The 25135-nt window shown below is 44.7% G+C and carries 21 protein-coding genes and 2 tRNA genes; 6 read left to right on the forward strand and 17 right to left on the reverse strand.

All coding sequences use genetic code 11. From position 1 onward, the window contains the following. Positions 1–52 precede the first annotated feature (52 nt). From CAG60_RS09650 to CAG60_RS09660, 3 genes are all read left to right on the forward strand, one after another. Positions 53–2095: a sensor domain-containing protein gene (locus CAG60_RS09650; RefSeq protein ID WP_161438828.1), complete on the forward strand. Its 2043-nt coding sequence runs from the start codon at positions 53–55 to the stop codon at positions 2093–2095. A 172-nt stretch (positions 2096–2267) separates the two neighbouring features. After that, positions 2268–3281 carry a ubiquinone anaerobic biosynthesis protein UbiU gene (ubiU, locus tag CAG60_RS09655; RefSeq protein ID WP_004394149.1) on the forward strand — a complete coding sequence of 338 codons (1014 nt, stop codon included), beginning with the start codon at positions 2268–2270 and terminating at the stop codon, positions 3279–3281. A 14-nt stretch (positions 3282–3295) separates the two neighbouring features. Further along, positions 3296–4174, forward strand: coding sequence for a U32 family peptidase (locus CAG60_RS09660; protein WP_004394150.1), 879 nt, complete (start codon positions 3296–3298; stop codon positions 4172–4174). Positions 4175–4224: 50 nt separating this feature from the next. Here the strand turns inward: CAG60_RS09660 and nlpI are convergent, their stop codons facing one another. From nlpI to rlmE, 15 genes are all read right to left on the reverse strand, one after another. After that, entirely contained in the window at positions 4225–5130 is a 906-nt protein-coding gene (gene nlpI, locus CAG60_RS09665) for a lipoprotein NlpI (RefSeq protein ID WP_154170240.1), read from the reverse strand. A 117-nt stretch (positions 5131–5247) separates the two neighbouring features. After that, positions 5248–7383, reverse strand: a complete 2136-nt coding sequence (gene pnp, locus CAG60_RS09670; protein ID WP_004394153.1) for a polyribonucleotide nucleotidyltransferase — start codon at positions 7381–7383, stop codon at positions 5248–5250. A gap of 284 nt (positions 7384–7667) precedes the next feature. Next, positions 7668–7937 (reverse strand): 30S ribosomal protein S15, encoded by a 270-nt coding sequence (gene rpsO, locus CAG60_RS09675; protein WP_004394154.1) that lies wholly within the window; start codon positions 7935–7937, stop codon positions 7668–7670. Positions 7938–8063: 126 nt separating this feature from the next. Further along, a complete protein-coding gene (gene truB / locus CAG60_RS09680) occupies positions 8064–9002 on the reverse strand; it encodes a tRNA pseudouridine(55) synthase TruB (RefSeq protein WP_161438829.1) in 939 nt (312 codons plus the stop codon). Then, positions 9002–9397, reverse strand: coding sequence for a 30S ribosome-binding factor RbfA (rbfA, locus tag CAG60_RS09685; RefSeq protein WP_004394156.1), 396 nt, complete (start codon positions 9395–9397; stop codon positions 9002–9004). Before rbfA ends, truB begins: the two co-directional genes overlap by 1 nt. Positions 9398–9493: 96 nt before the next feature. Further along, positions 9494–12196: a translation initiation factor IF-2 gene (gene infB, locus CAG60_RS09690; RefSeq protein WP_004394157.1), complete on the reverse strand. Its 2703-nt coding sequence runs from the start codon at positions 12194–12196 to the stop codon at positions 9494–9496. A gap of 22 nt (positions 12197–12218) precedes the next feature. Continuing rightward, positions 12219–13706 (reverse strand): transcription termination factor NusA, encoded by a 1488-nt coding sequence (gene nusA / locus CAG60_RS09695; protein WP_004394160.1) that lies wholly within the window; start codon positions 13704–13706, stop codon positions 12219–12221. Positions 13707–13741: 35 nt separating this feature from the next. Further along, positions 13742–14197: a ribosome maturation factor RimP gene (gene rimP / locus CAG60_RS09700; RefSeq protein ID WP_004394162.1), complete on the reverse strand. Its 456-nt coding sequence runs from the start codon at positions 14195–14197 to the stop codon at positions 13742–13744. Between the two features lie 206 nt (positions 14198–14403). Next, a tRNA-Met gene (locus CAG60_RS09705) sits at positions 14404–14480 on the reverse strand. Between the two features lie 55 nt (positions 14481–14535). Further along, a tRNA-Leu gene (locus CAG60_RS09710) sits at positions 14536–14619 on the reverse strand. A 26-nt stretch (positions 14620–14645) separates the two neighbouring features. Then, entirely contained in the window at positions 14646–14981 is a 336-nt protein-coding gene (gene secG / locus CAG60_RS09715) for a preprotein translocase subunit SecG (RefSeq protein ID WP_040903793.1), read from the reverse strand. A 256-nt stretch (positions 14982–15237) separates the two neighbouring features. Further along, the gene (gene glmM, locus CAG60_RS09720; RefSeq protein WP_161438830.1) at positions 15238–16578 is read right to left on the reverse strand and encodes a phosphoglucosamine mutase; all 1341 of its coding nucleotides are present in this window, start codon (positions 16576–16578) and stop codon (positions 15238–15240) included. A gap of 9 nt (positions 16579–16587) precedes the next feature. Next, a complete protein-coding gene (gene folP, locus CAG60_RS09725) occupies positions 16588–17424 on the reverse strand; it encodes a dihydropteroate synthase (protein ID WP_161426252.1) in 837 nt (278 codons plus the stop codon). A gap of 174 nt (positions 17425–17598) precedes the next feature. Next, positions 17599–19536, reverse strand: coding sequence for an ATP-dependent zinc metalloprotease FtsH (gene ftsH / locus CAG60_RS09730; protein ID WP_115152520.1), 1938 nt, complete (start codon positions 19534–19536; stop codon positions 17599–17601). 98 nt (positions 19537–19634) lie between these two features. Further along, on the reverse strand, positions 19635–20264 hold the full coding sequence (rlmE, locus tag CAG60_RS09735) for a 23S rRNA (uridine(2552)-2'-O)-methyltransferase RlmE (RefSeq protein WP_004394171.1): 630 nt from the start codon (positions 20262–20264) through the stop codon (positions 19635–19637). A gap of 118 nt (positions 20265–20382) precedes the next feature. Between rlmE and yhbY the strand changes: the two genes are divergently transcribed. Further along, positions 20383–20679: a ribosome assembly RNA-binding protein YhbY gene (gene yhbY / locus CAG60_RS09740; protein ID WP_040903858.1), complete on the forward strand. Its 297-nt coding sequence runs from the start codon at positions 20383–20385 to the stop codon at positions 20677–20679. Positions 20680–20830: 151 nt separating this feature from the next. Here the strand turns inward: yhbY and greA are convergent, their stop codons facing one another. Then, positions 20831–21304 (reverse strand): transcription elongation factor GreA, encoded by a 474-nt coding sequence (gene greA, locus CAG60_RS09745; protein WP_004394173.1) that lies wholly within the window; start codon positions 21302–21304, stop codon positions 20831–20833. A 565-nt stretch (positions 21305–21869) separates the two neighbouring features. Between greA and CAG60_RS09750 the strand changes: the two genes are divergently transcribed. Both CAG60_RS09750 and dacB read left to right on the forward strand, forming a co-directional pair. After that, the gene (locus tag CAG60_RS09750; RefSeq protein ID WP_004394174.1) at positions 21870–22853 is read left to right on the forward strand and encodes a porin; all 984 of its coding nucleotides are present in this window, start codon (positions 21870–21872) and stop codon (positions 22851–22853) included. Positions 22854–22968: 115 nt separating this feature from the next. Next, positions 22969–24399 carry a serine-type D-Ala-D-Ala carboxypeptidase gene (gene dacB / locus CAG60_RS09755; RefSeq protein WP_161426490.1) on the forward strand — a complete coding sequence of 477 codons (1431 nt, stop codon included), beginning with the start codon at positions 22969–22971 and terminating at the stop codon, positions 24397–24399. Between the two features lie 28 nt (positions 24400–24427). Here dacB and CAG60_RS09760 read toward each other — a convergent pair. Beyond that, a partial coding sequence (locus tag CAG60_RS09760; RefSeq protein WP_161438831.1) for an IS4 family transposase occupies positions 24428–25135 on the reverse strand: 708 nt, incomplete at its 5' end.

Raw genomic sequence — 25135 nt, forward strand, 5'->3', positions numbered from 1 at the left:
GAGTAATTCTTACCGTGAATAGCACATACTGTATAGCATTGGTCATATTTTGATGGCCGCTCAAGATTTATCCTATTGGTTTGGCCATCTTGCCGATTCTAGTCCGGCGTTTATGGCTATTTTAGATAACCAACATCACTATGTTTTAATCAATGAGCGTTATGCCGAACTAACCGGTTTAACTTGCTTTGAATTGATTGGTATGAATGATAGCGATACGTTCGGAGACGTTTTCTATCAGCAAGTAAAACCTTATTATATCAATGCCTTTGCTGGACAGGCACAAGAACTGACATTAACTCTCAATCATCCATCACGTAGCACGAGTCAATGGCACATCAATATTACACCACTGATTCAGACGCCTCACCACCCTGATTATATTATTGTTCATGCCTTAGAGACCTCAGAACAACACAGGCTCTTACATTCACTGCAAGAATCTGAACTTAAGTTCAGCGCACTCAGTGCACTCCTTAATGAAGGGGTTTTCTTAATTGAAGATGATTGTATATTGGCCGCGAATCCTTCTGCAGCGCGCTTACTTGGCTTCGATGAAACACAGGATTTGCTGGGAGAAACGCTTTCATCATTATTTAGCGATGAAAGCAACCAAAGTGGTTTTAATCACACCTTAGTTCAACAGTTGCTGATCAATCCTATCCACTGTTTCACACATGCTGATTACGGCCCTCCTAAAAGAGTCCAGTTAAGCGCGGTCAGAACGCCACTGTTCGGTAGTCATGTACAGCTGGTGGTTATGGAAGATAAATCGACGATGGCCCCTCTTTCATCGTCTTATCCGGCCGATGAAGGGTATGTGGATTCGTTAAGTGGTGTCTATACGCGCGCTGGTTTTATCAAACGCCTTGATCATCTTATTGAACAACATACGCCGTTGATCATGCTCTATCTCGACATTGATAACTTTAAAAATATTAATGATTCATTAGGACACCATATCGGCGATAACGTCATTAAAGAAGTGGCAATCCGTCTAAAACGCCTACTTCCGGCGCAAGCGATACTCGGTCATCTGGGTGGAGATGAATTTGCGCTTATTTTACCTTACCCAGAGCATCGCCACAGCGGTGAGATTCTCGCTGAACGGATCATCAACTTAATTAATCAACCGTTTGACTTGCATCACTTTAGTAAACGATTGGCCTGCTCTATTGGCAGCGTGGTTTACCCCGGTGATGGCCACAATGCTCGCGTTCTACTACAAAATGCCGATACTGCCATGTATGAAGCCAAAGAGCGTGGCCGTAACCGCTTAGTGCAGTTTGATAATCAAATGAACAAAGAAGCGCGCATGCGCTTGTGGCTGGAAATTGAGCTGCAAAAAGCCTTGCAACAAAATGGTTTGGAAGTCTGGTATCAACCCAAAGTCAACGCTCGTGATTTTAGTATTAATGGTGCTGAGGCATTGGTACGCTGGAAGCATCCGATTGAAGGGTACATCAGTCCTGGGGCTTTTATTCCGGTCGCAGAAAAAGCCGGGTTAATCGAACATTTGGGCCGAGTGGTGATCCGTGAAGTGTTTACTACCGTCAAGCGTTGGGAGCAGCAAAACCTACTGCCAGGCAATGTCGCGATCAATATCTCGCCTGAACAATTTGCCAACCCACAGTTGATCGATTATCTGACTAAGTTACTTCGCCAAACACAGTTAAATCCTCGTTATATTACCTTTGAATTAACCGAAAGCGCGATCATGAGTGGTAGTGAACATACTCTGCAAATGCTCAGTGCGATAAAAAAATTAGGCTTTAGCTTATCGATTGACGATTTTGGAACTGGCTATTCATCGCTAGCGTATTTAGCCCGTTTCCCGATCGACGAATTAAAAATTGATCGATCGTTTATCAGCGATATGGATAACTTACCCAAACAGATCACGGTGATCGAAAGCATTATTAAACTGGGTCAATCCCTCAATCTAATCGTGGTAGCAGAAGGCGTTGAAACTCAACAACAAGCGATACTGTTATCTAACCTTCATTGCCATACGATCCAAGGTTTTCATTTTTATCGTCCCCAACCTAAAGAAGAGGTTGAAGTACTTTTTTCCCAGCATCGCCGTAGCCACTAAAGCACTCCGTCCGGCTACTCTCGTCGCGATTGATGATCAATAATCCGAGAATTTTCTTCCCTTTGAATCACTTAAAATAGCCATTGATTGAGTGAAACCTGCCTTATATCAATTCCCTAACACAGAATAATTCCTACACTAACGCACTTTTATCAAAAAACAGTAATGAGCAATGGAACTACTCTGCCCAGCGGGTAATTTACCCGCCCTAAAAACCGCCGTTGATTGTGGCGCAGACGCGGTCTATCTCGGATTTAAAGATGAGACCAATGCCCGGCACTTCGCAGGACTCAATTTCAGTGGTAACAAACTCGATAAAGCGATCCAATATGCCCATGATCGACATAAAAAAGTTCATGTCGCTTTAAACACTTTCGCTCATCCAGAGGGATTTCAGCGTTGGACGCAAGCCGTCGATAATGCAGCAAACTCTGGTGTTGATGCTTTGATCATCGCTGATATTGCCTTACTCGATTACGCGACACAACATTACCCGGATATGGAGCTGCACCTTTCGGTACAAGCTTCAGCGACGAATGTAAAAGCAATTGAGTACTACCAACAACAGTTTAATATTAAGCGAGTTGTGCTGCCTCGAGTACTCTCCATTCATCAAGTAAAGCAACTGTCTCGGACAATCCCTTCCGGTGTAGAGCTAGAAGTTTTCGCTTTTGGCAGTTTATGCATTATGTCCGAAGGTCGTTGTTATCTGTCTTCTTACCTAACCGGCGAGTCTCCCAATACGGTTGGCGCTTGCTCACCAGCCAAATATGTTCGCTGGCAAGAAACCGCTAATGGGCTTGAATCTCGCTTAAATAATGTTCTTATCGACCGCTATACGCATGGTGAAAATGCGGGCTACCCGACCCTGTGTAAAGGACGCTTTATCAGTGATATCGCCGGTCAATCTAAGCATTATCATGCACTTGAAGAGCCCACCAGTTTAAATACCTTGTCTATGTTACCTGAATTGTTTGCGGCTAACGTTGCCTCGGTCAAAATTGAAGGACGCCAGCGCAGCCCTGCTTACGTTGAACAAGTGACGAAAACTTGGCGTGCAGCCATTGATAGCTATCTTGCTGCACCAGAGCGCTACCAAGTTCGAACGGAATGGGATAACTGCTTAGCGAATGTGTCGGAAGGAAGACAAACCACACTCGGTGCATACCATCGACAGTGGCAATGATAGGATAGAAAATCATGAAATACGCTTTAGGCCCATTACTGTATTTTTGGCCCAAAACAGACGTCGAATCGTTTTATCAACACGCTCTGTCTAGCTCAGCGGATATCGTTTATTTAGGCGAAACCGTCTGTTCGAAACGTCGCGAAATGAAAGCGGGCGATTGGTTTGATATTGCCAAGCAGCTCGCGGCAGCAGGAAAAGAAGTCGTCCTCTCGACCATGGCGCTCTTAGAAGCGCCCAGTGAAATCAATCTGATGAAGAAGTACATTGATAATGGTGAGTTTACTATTGAAGCGAATGACGTGGCAGCGATTCAGCTTGCTTATCAACAAGGCGTCCCGTTTGTCGTTGGTCCTGCTATCAATTGTTATAACGCTTATGTGCTCAAACGGTTTCTACAACAAGGTATGATTCGCTGGTGTATGCCCGTCGAGTTATCGCGTGAATGGTTAATCAATGTGTTGAATCAGTGTGATGATTTGAATATTCGTGGCAAATTTACCACCGAGGTATTTGCGCATGGTTATTTACCACTCGCCTATTCGGCCCGTTGTTTCACCGCGCGCGCAGAAAACCTAGCCAAAGACGAGTGTCAAACCTGTTGTATTCGCTATCCGACCGGTATTCAGGTCACCAGTCAGGAGGGGCAAGCCGTCTTTAACCTCAATGGCATTCAAACTCAATCTGGCTATTGCTATAACTTAATCAATGAGCAAGCGGGCATGCAAGGATTCGTCGATGTCGTTCGTCTTAGTCCATTAGGGCAGGAGACTTTTTCACTTATCGATGCGTTTAAAGCCAATCAAAACGCCGAGCATCCTCAACGGTTAGACAACCATCAATGCAATGGTTATTGGCATCAATTACCAGGATTAGACGTTCATTATCAATAGTTCTCTGACGCCCAACTCATAAAAATTGGCTTGGGCGTCCGTAAATCGCGTTATTGTGCGACTCGCGCTTTGGCTAAATGAGCTTCTCGTAAATCATGATACATACGGCCTAATTCAATAAAGGCATAACGATGCTCAACATACTCATAGACATTAAAAGCAATCGCTAATTTATACAGCGAAATAGCCTGTGCAAAGTTATCTTCCATTTGATAACGTTTACCAAGATAGAAGTACGCCTCGGTGAGCTGCTGTGCCAATAAGGTATTATCACGGGTGGTGCTTAATAGCGCTTTAAACACCTGATCTTGTGGAATCTCATCCAGCATCACGCCAACCAATACCCAGCCCCACTGTTCATCATGATCTTGATAGCGGTTCAATAAATCGTGCTTCGCTTGCTGTGGATTGACATCCGATTGAATAATGTAGAGCCACAAAGCGCGAAAAGGGTCGCTCGGGTCTTGCTGATAATGAGCTTGAATATCTTGTAACGCGAGCTCTGGACGGTCACCATAATACAGGGCGATAGCGCGGTTTCTAAGGGCATATTCGTTGCTTGGATCAAGTTCTAAAGTAGAGTCAAATGCTTCATAGGCAGCATCAAATTCACCTGCTTCGGTATAATAAACCCCGAGCAAATTAAAAATATCTGGCTGAGCCGGGTTTAAGGCCAATGACTGAGTAAAGTCTAATCGTGCTAGATCTCGCAGTCCGAGATTATCGTAGCCATTGCCACGTTCAAAAAACATTTTTGCTCGCAGTTCATCGTTCAAATCGGTACGCTGCAATAATTGGCTTAAACGAGCAATCTGCACTTCCTGCTGAATCGTGGATTGCAAGGGAATCGCCATCGGTGGATAAACCCAGTGCGTTGCTTGAGAACCACCTTTTACGGCGCATCCAGCCAATAACAAAATCATGACACTTACTAGAGCGCTTTGAAACCATTTCACAAATCAGTACTCCTGTGGTTCCCCTAATCAATAAAAAAGGGAGCGAATAGGCTCCCTTTATAACATGCTTTATCACGAAAAAGCGAAAACTGTTATTTCACTTCTGTCGTTAAGCGATTATTCTGCCGCAGGTGCAGTGTTTTCTGCACTGGCTTCTTCTGCTGGTTTCTCTACCGCTTCTTTCATGCTCAAACGAACACGACCTTGACGGTCTATCTCCAACACTTTTACTTGTACTTCTTGGCCTTCTGCAAGAACGTCTGACACTTTTTCAATACGCTTATCTGCGATTTGTGAAATATGTACTAGGCCATCTTTACCAGGAAGAATCGTTACAAAGGCACCAAAATCAGCAAGACGAGCAACTTTACCCGTATAAATCTTACCGACTTCGACTTCCGCGGTAATTTGCAGAATACGACGAATCGCTTCTTGCGCTTGATCACCGTCAGTGGCAGCAATTTTGATCGTACCGTCATCTTCGATTTCAATCGTCGTACCCGTTTCTTCGGTCAACATACGAATCACTGCACCGCCTTTACCAATCACATCTTTGATCTTTTCAGAGCTGATCTTCATGGTATGGATACGAGGCGCAAATTCTGAAATATCATCACGGGCACCAGCAATCGCTTGATCCATAACTGAAAGAATGTGCAAACGAGCACCTTTCGCTTGGTTCAGAGCAATCTGCATGATCTCTTTAGTGATACCTTCGATCTTGATATCCATCTGTAGTGCAGTCACACCGTTTGAGGTACCTGCCACTTTAAAGTCCATATCACCAAGATGATCTTCATCACCTAAAATGTCAGAAAGAACAACGAAATTCTCGTCTTCTTTGACTAGGCCCATTGCGATACCAGCAACAGAAGCCTTAATAGGCACGCCAGCATCCATAAGAGCCAAAGATGAACCACATACTGAGGCCATTGATGATGAACCGTTTGATTCAGTGATCTCAGAAACAACACGTACCGTGTACGGGAATTCATCCGCAGAAGGCATTACCGCTGCGATACCGCGCTTCGCCAAACGACCATGACCAATTTCACGACGCTTAGGTGAACCAACAAAACCTGTCTCACCAACACAGTAAGGAGGGAAGTTGTAATGCAGCATGAAGTAATCTTTACGCTCACCCGTTAACTCATCGATAATTTGAGCATCACGCTGAGTGCCTAGTGTCGCCGTGACCAGTGCTTGCGTTTCACCACGAGTGAACAAAGAACTACCATGAGTACGTGGTAATACACCCGTACGTACATCCAAGGCACGGATCATGTCTTTTTCACGACCATCAATACGTTTTTCACCCGCAATGATGCGACCACGAACCACTTGTTTTTCAAGTGCGCCTAGCAGCTTCTTAATTTTCATTACATCTTGCGAATCATCTTCAGCCAAGATCGCCGCAATAACATCGGCTTTGATCGCCGCGACTTTCTCGTAACGCGCCATTTTTTCGATGATTTGGTACGCTTCGGTTAGACGAACTTCAGCTAGCTGAGCAATTTTCTCTTTTAATGCGGTATTTTCTTGTGGTGCAACCCAATCCCAAGATGGCGTAGCCACTTCAGCTGCAAATTCATTGATGGCATTAATGACCACTTGTTGTTGATCGTGACCATAAACGACCGCAGCTAGCATCTCTTCTTCGCTAAGGATGTCGGCTTCTGACTCAACCATCAACACCGCGCCTTCCGTACCCGCAACAACAAGGTCAAGACGTGATTGATCCAACTCTTTCGGGCTTGGGTTAAGTACCAATTGACCATTGATATGACCAACACGAGCAGCACCAATTGGACCATTAAATGGCATGCCAGAAATCGCTAACGCAGCAGAGGTACCAATCATGGTAACGATATCTGGTTGAACATTTGGGTTAACCGATACTACCGTGGCAATCACTTGTACTTCGTTAGTAAAAGCATCATGGAACAGAGGGCGAATAGGACGGTCGATAAGACGAGCGATTAACGTTTCACTTTCTGAAGGACGACCTTCACGCTTAAAGAAACCGCCAGGAATTTTACCCGCAGCGTAGGTACGCTCTTGGTAGTTAACCGTTAATGGGAAGAAATCTTGTCCTTCTACGGCGTCTTTTTTACCAACCACAGAAACAAAAACGGCGGTATCATCCATCGTCGCCATCACAGCGGCTGTCGCTTGGCGAGCCATTACACCGGTTTCTAACGTCACGGTATGATTACCGTATTGGAAAGTTTTCACTACTGGTTTTTCGAACATTAAGTTTTTCCTTTTCTAGGTGAGACCTAGATAAATTGAACAAGACTCAAAGCACTACCAATCGCGACTAGTAAAAAAAGACTCGCTGATCCTAATCTGTTTTTAATAGCCGCGACCTGCTGGTCGACTGGGGTGACTGTAATGCGATGAGAAATAATCGTGCCAACCATCAAAGTTGGACGGGATGTAGTATAAACTACTTAGCTAGGGATATGCCAAATTTAGATAACAAAAAAAGGGGCATTAGCCCCTTTTTTAAACAAACTGTACTATGCAGCCACTGATTAGCGACGTAGGCCTAGACGTTTGATAAGGTCTTGGTAGCGTCCTAGATCTTTACCTTTTAGGTAGTCTAGAAGTTTACGACGACTTGAAACCATACGTAGCAGACCACGACGGCTGTGGTGATCGCCTTTGTGCGTTTTGAAGTGACCTTGTAAGTGGTTGATAGAAGCAGTCAGTAGTGCTACTTGTACTTCTGGTGAACCAGTATCGCCTTCGGCACGTGCGTATTCAGCAACGATTGCTGCTTTAGTTTCTGCATTCAGAGACATTATTCTCTCCTAAAGAGTTAAGTTTATTATTGTGCCAGCCAATCTCTGATTCAGCCGACACGCGAGCGCGAATTATAGGGAATAACGCGCAGACACACAAGCGCAAACTCGCTTAGCCTGAGCGGATTATTGTGGATAAACCACTAAACGTTTCGGAGCGACTTTTCCATCTTGATCAATTTGCCCTACGCCAAGAAAACGCCGTTGTTCCCCTTCGGTCATTCTAACCAGACCTTCGGTGGGGGCTCCGAAAACTTGCACCGCTTGTCCATGTTGAACCATATGGGCAAGTTCAGCAATCAGGTTAACCTCTGGCAAATCTTGTACAGCCGTATCCATTGGCAGTAGCAATTCATCCAATCGCTGATACTTCTCACTCTCTTCGCCCTGCGCTTGTTCAACCAAGGCATTCAATTGCTCTAAGGTCACCATGTTTTGATACGGGTAATTGGCGACTCCAATACGGCGCAACATGGTGACATGAGCACCACAACCGAGCATCTCGCCTAAATCATCAACAATCGTTCGAATGTAAGTCCCTTTAGAACAGTGGACTTCCATCTCTACTTCATCGCCTTCAAAACGGTGTAAGGTGATCTCATAGACATTGATTTTTCGAGCTTCACGGGCCACTTCAATCCCTTGGCGCGCATACTCATAAAGTGGCTTACCTTGATGTTTTAAGGCAGAAAACATCGAAGGAACTTGCCAGGTTTGCCCCTGAAAAGAAGCAATATGAGCCAGTAGTGTTTCACGCTGTACATTGACCGGACGAGTTTCTACTACTTGACCATCAGAATCTGAGGTATCAGTGCGCTGACCTAGTTTAGCAATCACACGATAACGCTTATCCGAATCGAGTAAAAACTGAGAAAACTTGGTCGCCTCCCCCAAACAAATCGGTAACATCCCCGTCGCTAATGGATCAAGCGCACCGGTGTGTCCCGCTTTTTCAGCAAAATAGAGGCGTTTCACTTTCTGTAGTATATCGTTCGATGAGATGCCCGTGGTTTTATCGAGTAGTAAGACGCCGTTAATTGCACGGCCTTTACGACGTCGTGCCATTACTCTTCGTCCTCTCGACCTGCATCTTGTTGACGACGTTTATCTTGATTGACCACTTCAGTGACTAAGTTAGACATCCGCATCCCTTCGACAAGAGTATTGTCATAGTGGAAACGAATTTCTGGTGTTAGACGTAAGCGAATTCGCTTACCAAGCATCATACGAATGTGCACTTCGTGCTCACGCAGCGCTTTAATACAAGACTCTGGTGTTTGCTCTCCGATACAAAGAAAGGTCACAAACACTTTCGCATACGCTAAGTCTCGTGAGACTTCCACATCGGATATGGTAACCATTCCTAAACGTGAATCACGAACTTCACGCTGTAAAATCATCGCTAATTCTTTTTGTAATTGCTGAGCCACTCGCTGAGTTCGGCTAAATTCTTTTGGCATATTTTTTCTCACTAATAGAAAGAATGGGGGGATGGTTTCCCAGCCCCCCATGGTGTATTCAACAACCTAACATTACCGTAAATGCAATTTTAGTTGCTAGTCGATGGTACGCTGGATCTCAACGATTTCAAAGACTTCGATCTGGTCACCAACGCGTACGTCGTTATAGTTTTTAACGCCGATACCACATTCGTAACCATTCTTAACTTCAGCTACATCATCTTTAAAACGACGTAGTGATTCAAGCTCGCCTTCATAAATAACCACGTTATCACGTAGAACACGGATTGGACTGTTACGCTTAATGGTACCTTCCGTTACCATACAGCCAGCAATCGCACCCAGTTTTGGTGATTTGAAGACATCACGTACTTGAGCAAGACCAATGATCTCTTGCTTAAATTCAGGGGCAAGCATACCGCTCATCGCTTGCTTCACTTCATCGATCAATTGGTAAATGATCGAGTAGTAACGCAGATCGATATTTTCATCTTCAATCGTACGACGAGCAGAGGCATCGGCACGCACGTTAAAACCAACCACGATAGCGTTAGATGCTGCCGCTAATACCGCATCCGTTTCCGTAATACCGCCAACACCAGAACCGACAATGTTCACTTTAACTTCATCAGTTGATAGTTTTTTCAGTGATTCAGCAATCGCTTCTACAGAACCTTGTACGTCGGCTTTCAGTACCACGTTCAACTCAGCAACATCACCGGCCGCCATATTTGAGAACATGTTCTCAAGTTTAGACTTCTGTTGACGAGCGAGTTTAACATCACGGAATTTACCTTGACGATAGTTAGCCACTTCACGAGCTTTACGCTCATCACGAACCACGGTTGCTTCATCACCAGCAGAAGGAACGCCAGATAAACCGAGGATCTCAACTGGAATTGATGGGCCAGCATGCTCAATCTCGTTACCGACTTCATCACGCATCGCACGTACACGGCCATATTCCTGACCACATAAAACGATGTCGCCTTTATTCAAGGTACCCGATTGAACCAACACAGTCGCGACTGGACCACGGCCTTTATCTAAGCGAGATTCAATCACTACGCCTGACGCCATACCTTCTTTAACGGCTTTCAACTCAAGCACTTCTGCTTGTAGAAGAATCGCTTCAAGTAAGCCATCAATATTGGTGCCTTGTTTAGCAGAGATATGGACGAACATGTTTTCGCCGCCCCACTCTTCAGGCATGATATCGTACTGAGCAAGCTCATTTTTCACGTTATCTGGATTAGCCGCTTCTTTATCGATTTTGTTGACCGCAACGATAAGAGGAACCCCTGCCGCTTTCGCATGCTGAATCGCTTCTACCGTTTGAGGCATTACGCCATCATCTGCAGCAACAACCAACACAACGATATCCGTTGCTTGAGCACCACGAGCACGCATTGAAGTAAACGCAGCGTGTCCCGGAGTATCAAGGAAGGTAATCATACCATTAGGCGTTTCTACATGGTAAGCACCGATATGCTGGGTAATACCACCCGCTTCGGCATCAGCCACGTGAGTACGACGAATATAGTCAAGCGTTGACGTTTTACCATGGTCAACGTGGCCCATAATCGTTACGACAGGAGCACGAGAAACCAGTTCAAACTTATTATCACGATCAGAAAGAATGGCTTCTTCTAGCTCATTTTCTTTACGCAAAATAACTTTATGTCCCATCTCTTCTGCCACTAATTGAGCCGTTTCTTGGTCAATCACTTGGTTGATGGTAGCCATAGCGCCCATTTTCATCATCACTTTGATGACTTCGGTGGCTTTTACCGACATCTTATTGGCTAGCTCAGAAATTACGATGGTTTCACCAATCACAACGTCTGATTTAGCAACAACGGCGCTCTTATCGAAGCCATGTTGCATTGATGTAGGTTTGTTAATTCGACCTTTACGTCCCGCTTTACCGCCACGAGTACGTGAACCACGCTCTTGTTTATCATCACGTGAGGATAATTTGGTCTTTTTCAATTTGGCTGCACGACGAGCGCCTTCTTCACGACGGTCTGCTTCATCTTCCGCCTCACGTGCATGAGTTGAGGTGGTTAGATGGTAATCTGTATCTTCTTGCATATTGCCTTTTTTCTCTTCTTCAGCAGACCAGCGATCTTTATTTTTTTCGGCCAACTCGCGTGCTATCTCTAGCTGACGCTGACTTTCCTCTTCAATTTTACGCTGAGCCTCTTCTTCTTGGCGGCGTTTTAATTGTTCGGCCTCTTTTCGTGCTGCTTCTTGCTTTGATTTATCTTGTGCAGAACGCTCACGTTTTGCTTGATTGACTTCAACCGGTACATCACGTTGAGCTTCTTCGGCTTCACGCTTCGCCTTCTCTTCTGCTTCACGCTGAGCTTTCTCTTGCGCTTCACGTGCAGCCTTTTCTTCAGCCTCACGTTTCAATGCTGCTTCGGCTTCACGTTTGGCTTTTTCTTCTGCTTCACGTTGCGCTGCTTCTTCAGCTTCACGTTTAGCATCATCTTCAATTACACTGCGCTTAACATACGTCCGTTTTTTGCGCACTTCAACCTGAACATTCTTACTTTTACCACCACCGGCATTCACACTCAGTGTGCTGCGGGTTTTACGCTGGAGGGTTAAACGAGTCGGCTCAGAACCTTCACCATGTTCTTTACGCAAATGAGTAAGAAGTTTTTGTTTCTCTTCTTCACTTACATGATCTGAACCCGCTTTTTCCATACCTGCATCAGCAAGCTGTTCTAATAAGCGGTCAACTGGCGTACCAATTTCTTCACTCAGTGCTTTAACTGTAAGTTGTGTCATGCCGCTTCCTCCCCTGCTGAAACTATGCGTCTTCGCCAAACCAACAAATATTGCGAGCCGCCATAATTAATTCGCCCGCACGCTCTTCGGTTAGGCCTTCAATACCTTCAAGATCGTCGATGCCTTGGTCAGCGAGATCTTCCAGAGTTGCTACTCCTTTCGCTGCCAATTTAAATGCCATATCACGCTCTAAACCAGCTAAACCAAGCAGATCATCTGCTGGCTCAAGCCCTTCAAATGACTCTTCTTGCGTTAGGGCAATCGTCGTTAATGCCTCTTTGGCACGAGCGCGTATTTCTTCGATGATCTCTTCATTCAGACCATCGATTTCAAGCAACTCGCTTACTGGAACATAAGCTATCTCTTCTAACGTAGAGAAGCCTTCTTCTACTAACATCTCGGCAAAATCTTGCTCAATATCGAGGTACTTCATAAATTTCTCGATAGAGGCGGTTGATTCTTCTTGATGTTTTTTCTGTAAATCTGCAACCGTCATCACGTTCAGTTCCCAACCAGTAAGTTGAGAGGCTAAGCGGACGTTTTGACCATTGCGACCAATCGCTTGAGCTAAATTATCGGCTTCAACAGCAATATCCATTGAGTGGGCGTCTTCATCAACAATGATCGAAGCAACATCAGCAGGAGCCATCGCATTGATAACGAACTGCGCAGGGTTATCATCCCACAGCACGATATCGATACGCTCACCACCAAGCTCACTAGACACCGCTTGTACACGTGCACCACGCATACCTACGCAAGCACCGACAGGGTCGATGCGCTTATCGTTACTTTTCACCGCGATTTTAGCGCGAGAACCAGGATCACGTGCCGCGCCTTTTAGCTCGATCATCTCTTCGCCAATTTCTGGAACTTCAACACGGAAGAGTTCAGCAAGCATTTCCGGTTTAGAGCGCGTAATAAACAGTTGGAAACCACGAGCTTCAGGTGCCACTTTAAAGAGCAAACCACGCACTCGGTCACCTGAGCGGAAGTTTTCACGTGGTAATTGGTCTTCACGTAGAATTACCGCTTCCGCGTTATTACCCAAATCAACAATCACGCTATCGCGGTTAACTTTCTTAACCACGCCAGTGACAAGCTCACCTTCGTTATCGATAAACTGTTCAACAATTTGCGCACGTTCGGCTTCACGTACTTTCTGTACGATCACTTGCTTAGCAGTTTGAGTGGTAATGCGATCAAAAGTCACTGACTCAATTTGATCTTCAATGTAATCACCCAACTGAACCGTTTCATCATCATAATTCGCCGCATCAAACGAGATCTCTTTGGTTGGATGCTCAACGTTTTCAACCACTAACCAACGACGGAAAGTTTCAAACTCACCCGTTTTACGGTCGATAGCCACACGGACCTCAATTTCCATTTCGTGTTTTTTCTTGGTCGACGTAGCCAAAGCTGTCTCTAACGCTTCAAAAATACGTTCACGAGGTACCGCTTTCTCATTAGAAACCGCCTCAACGACCGCTAAAATTTCTTTACTCATTGTTATAGCCTCTTAAGCTCTATTCTCTAGGAGAACTAAAATTTAGGGATCAGGTTAGCTTTGGCAATATTACTTAGGGCGAAATATTCTTCTTGCCCATCAGCAATAACGGTGACCGTTTCGCCTTCAACCGCATGGATAATACCTTTCCATTTACGGCGATTAGCAACAGCCATTTTTAAGACAATGCTGACCTCGTGACCTATAAACTGCTCGTAATGTGCTGCTTTAAAGAGTGGTCTTTCCAAACCAGGCGAGGATACTTCTAAGTTGTAAGCGACCGTGATCGGGTCTTCAACGTCCAGTACCGCACTGACTTGGTGACTAACTTCAGCACAAGCATCAACGGTGATGCCATTTTCATGATCAATATAGATACGTAGTGTTGAATGTTCACCAGCACGCACAAATTCTAATCCAACTAATTCATAACCTGTTGCCGCTACTGGCGCTTCAAGCATTTCAGTAAGTTGTCTTTCTAAACCAGTCATTTAAACCACTCCAGAAACAAAAAAAGGGCATAGAGCCCAATTTAAATTCCAAGCAAGCACCTGAAATTTTCATGATGAAATTCAGATAACAAAAAACCCCGAAAGTCGGGGTTTTTTGTTGCTGGACCCTGATAAATTGAGAAATTATTCTCAACTGCAGTGAGGTTAACACTGCCAAACTTGCATCAATTTACCACTTAGGTAAATGGTTGCGGGGGCCGGATTTGAACCGACGACCTTCGGGTTATGAGCCCGACGAGCTACCAAGCTGCTCCACCCCGCGTCCGACTTGTAAGCAATTATACGCGCTACAAGGTGATTTACAAGTTTGTAAATAATGGTGCCGAGAGAGGGACTCGAACCCTCACACCATAGGCGCTAGCACCTCATGCTAGTGTGTCTACCAATTTCACCATCTCGGCATAACCTGACTTATCTTTTGATAAGTTTAGCGAGGAATCTCATCGCCTTTAGGGGCTGGAATATCACTCACTGAGTTATCAGCTTGCTCGACCACATGACCTTGTAACGGGTCAACCCATTGTGATTCGGTTTTGTGTGTAGACATATTGCCTAACACCAAGCTAATAACAAAAAATGCGGTTGCAAAAACTGCAGTCATTCGGGTTAAAAAGTTACCTGAGCCACCAGCACCAAACACTGTGTTTGAAGCACCGGCACCGAATGAGGCTCCCATATCTGCGCCTTTACCTTGTTGAATCAACACTAGGCCGATAATACCAACCGCTGCCAACAGGTAAATCACAAGTAGAACTGTAAACATTGCTTCCACCTATGTTCCAAATTGTTGAGCCAGCGCCGTTCAATCATGCGACTTAAACAAGGCTAGCGACCTCCTCATCGAGGGCGGACGCAATACTAACGAATGCCCGTTTCGCTGACAAGAGGTATTTAGCAAAAAAGTCTTTTTTATCAATCAAACGGTCAAAAAAGGCTCAACAATCGGCATTGATAACGCTATTCTCTCTATTTATTAACATTGGTCGCCATTAAAAAATAGAGAAAAAGATGCTAAAAACTTAGCAATTGGCTTTGACCGCCGCCGCAATCTCTAACGCTGATGCTTTTACTAACTGGGCATCTTCGCCCTCTACCATCACTCGAATAAGAGGCTCGGTGCCCGACGCACGTAACAGTACCCGTCCTTTATCACCGAGCTGAGATTCAACCTGCTTTACCGCCGCCAATACCGCTGTCGATTCAAGAGGTTTGCTCTGCCCACTAAAGCGAACATTTTCTAACACTTGTGGATAGAGAGTCATACCTTGCGATAATTCATATAAAGACAAATTACGGTCAATAACCGAGGCTAACACTTGCAACGCGGCGACAATGGCATCTCCAGTCGTGACTTTGTCGAGTAAAATCACATGCCCTGAATTTTCAGCACCAATTTTCCACCCTTTTTCGAGCAGTTTTTCCATTACATAGCGATCACCGACCGCTGCGCGGACAAATGGAATACCTAGCTGCTTTAAGCCATTTTCCATGCCTAAATTCGTCATTAGGGTGCCAACCACTCCACCTTTCAGCTCACCTCGGCGCAGAGCATCACGAGCAATGATATAAGCTATCTGATCGCCATCGATTTTATGCCCCAAATGATCAACCATGATGATTCGATCACCATCACCATCAAAAGCCAGTCCTAAATCGGCTTGCTCAGCCACCACTTTCTGTTGCAAGGCACGAACATCGGTTGCACCCACCTGATCGTTGATGTTTAAACCATTCGGTTCAGTGCCGATGGAGACTACTTCTGCACCTAGCTCTTTAAAAACATTAGGGGCGATATGGTAGGTTGCCCCATGAGCGCAATCGACCACGATTTTTAAACCAGATAGACCAAGTGTGGAAGGAAAAGTACTTTTGCAAAATTCGATATAACGACCAGCAGCATCGACCAAACGAGTCGCTTTACCCAACTCAGCCGATTCAACACATTCAATCGGTTTATCTAATTCAGCCTCGATGGCCAATTCCAGTGCATCGGGTAATTTAGTCCCAGCAGAAGAGAAGAATTTGATGCCATTGTCATAATAAGGGTTATGCGATGCAGAAATCACAATCCCCGCTTCGGCGCGAAAAGTTTGGGTAAGATAAGCAACAGCAGGCGTCGGCATTGGCCCAGTGAAAATCGCTTTTAACCCGGCAGCAGCTAGACCTGCTTCTAATGCAGACTCCAGCATATAACCTGAAATTCGCGTGTCTTTACCGATAATCACTTTTTTGGTGCCTTGCTGAGCCAACACGCGTCCCGCAGCCCAACCAAGTTTTAAAACAAAATCAGGCGTGATTGGATACTCACCGACTCGGCCTCGAATACCATCGGTGCCAAAATAACGTCTAGTGTTAGACATAATACTTCCTTAATGTTTATGACGCTGCATCATTTGTATGATCGTCAATGCTTCTACGGTTTGTTCAACATCATGTACGCGAAGAATCTGCGCACCTTTTAAAGCCGCTAATGTTGCGCTCGTCACGCTCGCCACCATGCATTGTGCCGGTTTTTTACCTAATGGCTTAAACAACATTGATTTACGAGACATTCCAGCCAGTAAAGGCAAACCAAAATGGTGAAATACCTCTAAGTTCGCTAACAGATGATAATTGTGTTCCAGTGATTTACCAAAACCAAATCCAGGATCCAGAATAATATTCTGGCGTAGGATCCCCGCTTTCTCACACGCGGCAATACGCTCGACTAAAAATTCATCCACCTCTTTTAAAATATCATCATATTCAGGAGCGATTTGCATCGTTCTTGGCTGGCCTTTCATATGCATAATACACACTGGCACTTGGGCATCGGCGGCGGCTTGCAAAGCCCCCGGCTCTTGTAACGCTCGTACATCATTAATTAAATCAGCGCCCGCTTGTACCGCCTGACGCATAACTTCCGCTTTACTGGTATCAATCGATATCCAAATTTCAGGATAATGATGGCGGATAGCCTGAATAACCGGGATCACTCGTCCAAGCTCTTCGGCGAGCGATACCTCTGGCGCCCCCGGACGTGTCGATTCACCACCGATATCAATAATGCTGACTCCGGCATCAATCATCTGTTTAGCTCGTAAAAGTGCACGCTGTACAGTGGTGTATTGACCACCGTCAGAAAAAGAGTCTGGGGTAGTATTCAGTATTCCCATCACTTGAGGCTGGTCAAGCTGAAGCTGTTTGGTTGTGGTTTGAATTTTCATAAGCCTCTGAATATAGAATGGATTAAAAAAGAATACGTTACCCCTATCACTCACTAAGCTCAAGAGTTATAGCAAAACGATAAATAACTTATTCACCGAAATGGCAATCCAAAACGTGTTCGCCAGTAAGTAAAAAACCCCGAACAAGTCGGGGTTTGATTAGTAGATAAAACGTTAATCTTTATCTTTGTGTTCTGAAGCTGGTGGAGTTTCCACATCAGATTCTGCAGAAGCGGTAGACTCTGGCTCAACATTATCTTGAGTGGCTCTAGCGGCCTGATCGGCCCAACCAGCAGGTTCACGAATCTCCGACTTACGAGCCATCAAATCATCAATCTGTCCTGCATCGATGGTTTCATATTTCATCAGTGCATCTTTCATCGCGTGCATGATATCCATGTTTTTCTCAAGGATCTCACGGGCACGATCATAGTTACGGTCAATGATCTTACGAACTTCATCATCAATCAGCTTGGCAGTATCTTCAGAAACGTGCTTAGTTTGTGTCACACTACGACCTAAGAATACTTCACCTTCATCTTCTGCATAGAGAAGAGGACCGAGTTTCTCTGAAAAACCCCATTGAGTGACCATCTTGCGAGCAATCGCTGTGGCTCGCTCAATGTCATTCGAAGCTCCAGTAGAAACGTTATCAGCACCATAAATCAGCTCTTCAGCAAGACGGCCGCCATAAAGACTGGATATCATAGATTCTAGATGTTGCTTAGACATGCTGACACGATCTTGTTCTGGTAAGTACATAGTCACACCCAACGCTCTTCCGCGAGGGATAATAGAAACTTTGTACACCGGATCATGTTCAGGGACTAAACGCCCAACAATCGCGTGGCCAGCCTCGTGATAAGCCGTTGATGCTTTCGTCTCTTCAGACATCACCATTGAGCGGCGCTCTGCACCCATCATGATTTTGTCTTTAGCCAGTTCAAACTCAACCATAGACACATTGCGTTTATTACCACGAGCCGCAAATAGTGCCGCTTCATTGACGAGGTTGGCTAAATCTGCCCCCGAGAAGCCCGGTGTACCACGAGCAATCAACGACGGTTGCACATCATTCGCTAATGGGACTTTACGCATGTGAACTTTTAAGATTTGCTCACGACCACGAACATCAGGTAAACCAACGACAACTTGGCGGTCGAAACGGCCTGGACGTAATAATGCAGGGTCCAATACATCAGGACGGTTAGTCGCGGCAATAACGATAACGCCTTCGTTACCTTCAAAACCGTCCATCTCAACCAACATTTGGTTTAAGGTTTGTTCACGTTCATCGTGACCACCGCCGACACCAGCACCACGCTGACGACCGACCGCATCAATTTCATCGATAAAAATGATACAAGGCGAGGCTTTTTTGGCTTGCTCAAACATGTCGCGCACGCGCGATGCACCAACACCGACAAACATTTCAACGAAGTCAGAACCAGAGATAGTGAAAAAAGGCACCTTGGCTTCACCAGCAATTGCTTTAGCCAGCAAGGTTTTACCCGTACCAGGGGGACCAACCATCAACACACCCGTTGGGATTTTACCACCCAACTTCTGGAATCGACTAGGATCGCGCAGATAATCAACCAATTCTTTGACGTCTTCTTTCGCTTCATCACAGCCAGCAACGTCAGTAAAATTCGTTTTAATCTGCTCTTCACTCATCATCCGAGCTTTACTTTTGCCGAAGGACATGGCGCCTTTGCCACCGCCGCCCTGCATTTGACGCATGAAGAAAATCCACACCCCAATCAGCAATATCATCGGGAACCAAGAGATAAAGATGGTTCCAAGCAGACTTTGTTCTTCTGGTGGTGTTCCTTGTACTCTTACGTTTTGATTAATCAGATCATCAAGCAGCTTTTGATCATATACCGGCATGTAAGTAACAAATCGACTGTTACTACCACGGCGAGTAAAGGTAATTTCGCTGTTCTTGAATTGAGCTTCCTGAATTTGGCCTTGACCAACTTCTTGTACGAATGTGGTGTAGTCCACTGTTCTTCCGCTGCTGTCACCAGGGCCAAAGCTCTGGAAAACCGACATCAGCACAACGGCGATAACCAGCCACAGTATTAGATTTTTTGCCATGTCACTCAAGGTGCAAGCCTCGCGATAACTAGTTGTAATTAAAGGTAGGGTACTACAGTTTGTAGGCTGTAGCTATAGTGTTAACTCTCACCGATAAAGGCAAATAGTTAACCTTTGTAACCAGTGGCAACAACATAAACCTCTCGAGAGCGTGCTCTTGAAGAATCTGGTTTACGAATTTTGACCGCCTTGAACATACTACGTACCTCTTGGACATAATGATCAAAACCTTCGCCCTGGAACACTTTGACCACAAAACTACCATTAGGGATAAGAACTTGTCGACACATATCTAATGCTAATTCGACCAGATACATCGCTCTTGGTTGATCCACTGAATTATTTCCGGCCATATTAGGAGCCATATCAGACATCACCACATCAACCATATCTGGTTGAATACGTTCGATTAATGCAGCCAGAACGCTCTCTTCTCGGAAGTCACCTTGTAAAAAAGAGACACCGGCAATCGAATCCATCGGCAAAATGTCACAAGCAATGACCTGTCCTGTATCGCCAACAATACTAGCCGCATATTGTGACCAGCCACCGGGCGCAGCCCCTAAATCAACGACAGTCATACCAGTACGCAGTAACTTATCCTTACTTTGGATCTCTTTTAGCTTAAAAATCGCACGTGAACGATAACCTTTCTTTTTTGCTTCATGAACATAGATGTCATCAAAATGCTCTTTCAACCAACGAGAAGAACTCGCGGAATGTTTCTGTTTACTCATTCGATACCTAACTAAGGTGCTTCTATTCGAGAAAGTCTTGTAGAAAATATAGTCTTCCTGAGTAGATGGCGCTAAAATGGTGGTTTTCAACCCTAATATTAATAAATTTGGTCGCGTAATGAATCTAAGCAACAAACAAAAGCAGCACCTGAAAGGATTGGCTCACCACTTAAACCCAGTAGTATTGATGGGTGCCAATGGCCTCACCGAAGCTGTTTTGGCAGAAATCGAAATTGCGCTTAACTATCATGAACTCATTAAAGTCAAGGTAGTATCAGAAGACCGTGAAACGAAACTATTGATTGTTGATGCGATCGTTCGTGAAACGGGTGCAGAAAAAGTCCAAGTCATTGGTAAAACCTTGGTCCTTTACCGCCCATCTGAGCAGCGTAAAATCGAATTACCCCGCAAATAAATTGCTCCGTTCGCTAAGTATGCGAGCCTCGCTACTTAAGCTTATAAAAAGGTCGCCTTGGGCGACCTTTTTATTGTTGTTTCTGTTAAACACTCGGTACACACTACGAAATACCTCTCGACGGTTAATCTCAATAGTGCCTCAGCTCGATTTACAGATAATCAACCTTGTCTATTTCAAAGACTTTATCACCGCCTGGGGTCGAGATGGTGACTTCATCACCTTCCATTTTACCAATTAACCCACGAGCAATCGGTGAACTGACTGAAATGCGTCCTGCTTTGATTTCCGCTTCATCATCACCCACGATTTGATAACGCTTCTCTTCATCAGTATCGACATCAATCAAGCTCACTGTCGAACCAAAAATCACTTTTCCTGTGTTTTCTATCTTTGCGATATCAATCACTTGAGCTACCGATAATTTATATTCGATATCGCGAATCTGAGCTTCGCAGATCCCTTGCTCTTCTCGAGCGGCATGATATTCGGCATTCTCTTTTAAATCACCTAATTCACGAGCTTCAGCAATCGCTTGAGTGATTTTTGGACGCAGCTTAAGTAGTCGCTCAAGTTCATCACGCAGCAATTTTTCACCGCGTACGGTCATTGGAACTTTTTCCATCTTATTACCTCTATGCCAAAACTATCTTTGGACAATACAAAACTACCCAACCCGATAAGGGGGTCAGGTAGTCGTCTTTGAATGCATACTTATCAGTGTAAACAAACATGACGATGAAATCATCCAAATTCAATCATTGCGATCAAAAATTGAGATTAGGCACAATGAGGTAAATTTAATGTGATCCATCCCACACACTTACCTGGTGAAAAAACATTCAAAATGACTAAAAAAATCTAAATAACCCACTTTAAAACAACGGTCAGACCAGCTCAAGAAATCCAATAAAACCAATACAAATCAGAATATTGATATTTTTTATATCACAATAAAACACTGTTCATTACTGGAATTTATATCATTTTACTAACGGATAACGGAACTTTGCAGTTACAAAGGTAGACACGAATAGGTCGAATGTTTCACCTGTGGGTTCACTTCTTTGAAGTCACACGAGTAGAAACATTGGTTGTTCGTTGCACATATCAATGATTTGAACCATCGCTTTCAAACGCTGTTATGTCGCCGATAACAATTTATGGACAGTAAATTAGGACTTAATAAAATGAACAAAACTCTGATTGCTCTAGCAGTTTCAGCTGCCGCAATGACCGCTGGCGTTAATGCTGGTGAAATTTACAACCAAGATGGAACTTCGCTTGCGCTAGGTGGCCGTGCTGAAGCTCGTCTATCTCTAAAAGATGGTAAAGCAGAAGATGCTTCACGTGTACGTATCAATGTACTGGGCAAAACTCAAATCAATGACAGCCTGTATGGTCTTGGTTTCTACGAAGGTGAATTCACTACGGCTGATAAAGGCGGTGAAGTAGATAAAGGAAGTAATGACCTAACTAACCGTTACGCTTTTGCTGGTATCGGCGGTGATTTTGGTCTAGTGACTTACGGTAAAAATGACGGCGCACTAGGTGTGATCACTGACTTTACCGATATCATGGCTTACCACGGTAATAAAGCGGCTTACAAACTGACCGTTGCTGACCGTGCTGACAACATGCTGACTTACGCGGGTCAATTTGATGATCTTGCAGTAAAAGCCAGCTACCGTTTTGCTGACCGTGTAGAAGGGGTAAATTTTGGTGACAATAACCAAGATGGTTACTCACTCTCTGCAATTTATGCATTTGCTGACACTGGCTTTGCTGTTGGTGCTGGTTACGCCGATCAAGACAAAGCTGATCAGTGGATGCTAGCGGCCTCTTACGCGATCAACGATTTGTACTTTGCTGGTACTTACGTTGATGGTCAAGACAAGAGTGGCGTTAACAAAAAAGACAAAACTGGTTATGAGTTAGCCGCTAAATACACGATGCAACAAACTGTATTTACGACTTCTTACAACTACTTAGAGTCTAAAACTTCAGGTCAAAAAACTGACGAAGCTGATAGCATTGCTATCGATGCAACTTACTTCTTCAAGCCTAACTTCCGCTCATACATCTCATACAACTTTAACCTGCTAGATTCAGATAAAGTAGGTAAAGTGAACGCTGAAGATGAGCTAGCTCTAGGTCTACGTTACGACTTCTAAGTCGCCTTAATTACGCATAATGATGCTTAATTAACACTCCAAACGCCTGCGCACTAGCAGGCGTTTTATTCTCTGGTTATACTTGCCTTCCTGTTTGATTGATTGTCGATTGTTTATGCATTGTCTATGGCGCCGTCTTTCCTCTATTTTCATGTTGTCTTACCTGTTTATCGTGCTCCCCGTTTGGGCCAATTTTGAGCAAGTAAAGGCACAACTGCCAACAGGTACCCGCAGCGGTTTAGTCAGCCAACTACTCGATGAACAGCAAACCGTTAACCAATACACCGATGCATATTTCCCGCCTGCCAGCACCTTAAAAATCATTACGGCCTTGGCGAGCCAACTCGAACTCGGTGAGCAATTTCGTTTTACCACCGAGTTACGTGCTGATAACAATCAGCTGGCCTTGATTTTTTCTGGCGACCCAACTTTAACTACCGCCAACTTACGTCAATTATTCAGTCAATATCGCTCTAAACACGGTCGCAAGATTAGCGGAGATATCTGGCTCGACATCAGTCAATTCAGTGGTTATCAACGAGCGGTAGGCTGGCCTTGGGATAGTCTTGGCGTGTGTTATAGCGCTCCGGTCAGCGCGGTTAATCTTGATGGCAACTGTATTCAAGCGTCGATTTATACCCAAGATAACGGTTCTACTCGAGTTTATGTTCCCCCTCATTACCCGGTTCATGTCAGTAGTGAGGCTAAAACGATCTCTCAAGCTCTGCAGCAAAGCTTACATTGTGATTTAGAGTTAATCGCCACGCCTAACAATCATTATCAATTGTCAGGCTGTTTAGCGGAACGTGAGCAACCACTACCGCTTCGCTTTGCCGTACAAAATCCTGAACTCTACGCTCAACGCGTCATTCATCAACTGCTACGACAACTTGGCATCCATTTAGAAGGCGATATAAAAATCGGTCAGCCTCCAGAAATACAGACTATGGCGAGTATTGCGATACATCGCTCGGCAGCACTGCCTGAACTGCTCAAAATCATGCTCCAAGACTCGGATAACTTGATTGCTGACTCTCTCACCAAAACCTTAGGCCAGCACTTTTTCTTGCAGCCCGGAAGCTTTGCTAATGGCACTGAAGCCATGAAACAAATTATCTTTGCCAACACCGGAATTGACTTGCAAGATGCTCAGTTAGTCGATGGTTCTGGGTTATCACGTAATAATCGCTTACGCCTAGAGTCGATGCGTCAGATCCTTGCCTATTTGGCTGCTCACGATCAGCAATTATCGTTATTGAACTTGCTACCAACAGCCGGAGAGAGTGGAACTTTACTCTATCGTCGTAGTATGCGTCATAGTAGCGTACGAGGTCAGCTTATCGCCAAAAGTGGCTCGTTATACGGCACACATAACATGGCGGGTTTTGTTGTCAATGAGCAAGGTAAACCACTAAGCCTATTTATTCAGTACGTGACGGATTATTTCCCATCCACTGCCAATGCTCACTTACCGATAGAACCACCCATTACCCAATTTGAGCTACGTTTCTATCAAGATGTGATTAACATGGCTCACGGCCAATAAACAAAAAGCGCCTAACGGCTAATGCCAGTCAGTTAAGCTGACTGGCTTTCTTTTTATTGGGGTATTTCTTTGCCTTTGGTTTTATTGCTCTCGGATATATCCGCTCTTCTCGTTTAATGGGCAAGACATGGTGTATCGCCTCTTCCTGCAAGTGAGTAATGCGCTTAGGGATTGTTCCCGCCGACTCCAACCAGAACCCCAAAATTACGTGAATAATAGAGTGAGCACACGTTGTGAAGCTCAGTTGGTTGGGGTAGATGCCAGGCACAGCTTTAGCCATGTTAACCATCTGATATCTAATAATGTTATAGCTAAGCAATAAGCCCCATAGTTCTTGTTTTACCATCTCTGGCTTCTTACTTCTCAGTGTGAACTCGTTGTTCAGAAGTGAAGACTTCATTTCCCGATATCCCACTTCGATTTCCCATCTATGACTGTAAAGCTCTGCTATTTCCGCTGGCGGATAACGACGATGATCAGTCATCGAGGTCAAGATACTCACTTCTTTCCCTTTGATAGTTTTCTTTATCAGGCGAACTTCGATGGTTTCAGGTAGTGACGGGGACTTCTTTCTCGCTTGAGGTGTTGTCTTGATTTCGACAATCCGATCATTGCGACCCAGCTTTCTGACTTCGGTAAATTGAGTATTCTTGCGCATTGGCATTAGCCAATGCCTTTCAGTACCTGTATTTGCCCAGCGATGAAGAAGACTAAGAGAGTAAAACCCTCTGTCGAA

Origin of the sequence: Vibrio sp. V33_P6A3T137, from assembly GCF_009904835.1 — a bacterium.
Lineage (GTDB): Bacteria > Pseudomonadota > Gammaproteobacteria > Enterobacterales > Vibrionaceae > Vibrio > Vibrio metschnikovii.

What these genes read in the sequence shown, in the direction of transcription:
- CAG60_RS09650 (WP_161438828.1), top strand. Translation starts at nt 53, where the DNA reads ATGGCCGCTCAAGATTTATCCTATTGGTTTGGCCATCTTGCCGATTCT.
- ubiU (WP_004394149.1), top strand. Translation starts at nt 2,268, where the DNA reads ATGGAACTACTCTGCCCAGCGGGTAATTTACCCGCCCTAAAAACCGCC.
- CAG60_RS09660 (WP_004394150.1), top strand. Translation starts at nt 3,296, where the DNA reads ATGAAATACGCTTTAGGCCCATTACTGTATTTTTGGCCCAAAACAGAC.
- pnp (WP_004394153.1), bottom strand. Translation starts at nt 7,383, where the DNA reads ATGTTCGAAAAACCAGTAGTGAAAACTTTCCAATACGGTAATCATACC.
- rpsO (WP_004394154.1), bottom strand. Translation starts at nt 7,937, where the DNA reads ATGTCTCTGAATGCAGAAACTAAAGCAGCAATCGTTGCTGAATACGCA.
- truB (WP_161438829.1), bottom strand. Translation starts at nt 9,002, where the DNA reads ATGGCACGACGTCGTAAAGGCCGTGCAATTAACGGCGTCTTACTACTC.
- rbfA (WP_004394156.1), bottom strand. Translation starts at nt 9,397, where the DNA reads ATGCCAAAAGAATTTAGCCGAACTCAGCGAGTGGCTCAGCAATTACAA.
- infB (WP_004394157.1), bottom strand. Translation starts at nt 12,196, where the DNA reads ATGACACAACTTACAGTTAAAGCACTGAGTGAAGAAATTGGTACGCCA.
- nusA (WP_004394160.1), bottom strand. Translation starts at nt 13,706, where the DNA reads ATGAGTAAAGAAATTTTAGCGGTCGTTGAGGCGGTTTCTAATGAGAAA.
- rimP (WP_004394162.1), bottom strand. Translation starts at nt 14,197, where the DNA reads ATGACTGGTTTAGAAAGACAACTTACTGAAATGCTTGAAGCGCCAGTA.
- secG (WP_040903793.1), bottom strand. Translation starts at nt 14,981, where the DNA reads ATGTTTACAGTTCTACTTGTGATTTACCTGTTGGCAGCGGTTGGTATT.
- glmM (WP_161438830.1), bottom strand. Translation starts at nt 16,578, where the DNA reads ATGTCTAACACTAGACGTTATTTTGGCACCGATGGTATTCGAGGCCGA.
- folP (WP_161426252.1), bottom strand. Translation starts at nt 17,424, where the DNA reads ATGAAAATTCAAACCACAACCAAACAGCTTCAGCTTGACCAGCCTCAA.
- rlmE (WP_004394171.1), bottom strand. Translation starts at nt 20,264, where the DNA reads ATGAGTAAACAGAAACATTCCGCGAGTTCTTCTCGTTGGTTGAAAGAG.
- yhbY (WP_040903858.1), top strand. Translation starts at nt 20,383, where the DNA reads ATGAATCTAAGCAACAAACAAAAGCAGCACCTGAAAGGATTGGCTCAC.
- greA (WP_004394173.1), bottom strand. Translation starts at nt 21,304, where the DNA reads ATGGAAAAAGTTCCAATGACCGTACGCGGTGAAAAATTGCTGCGTGAT.
- CAG60_RS09750 (WP_004394174.1), top strand. Translation starts at nt 21,870, where the DNA reads ATGAACAAAACTCTGATTGCTCTAGCAGTTTCAGCTGCCGCAATGACC.
- dacB (WP_161426490.1), top strand. Translation starts at nt 22,969, where the DNA reads ATGCATTGTCTATGGCGCCGTCTTTCCTCTATTTTCATGTTGTCTTAC.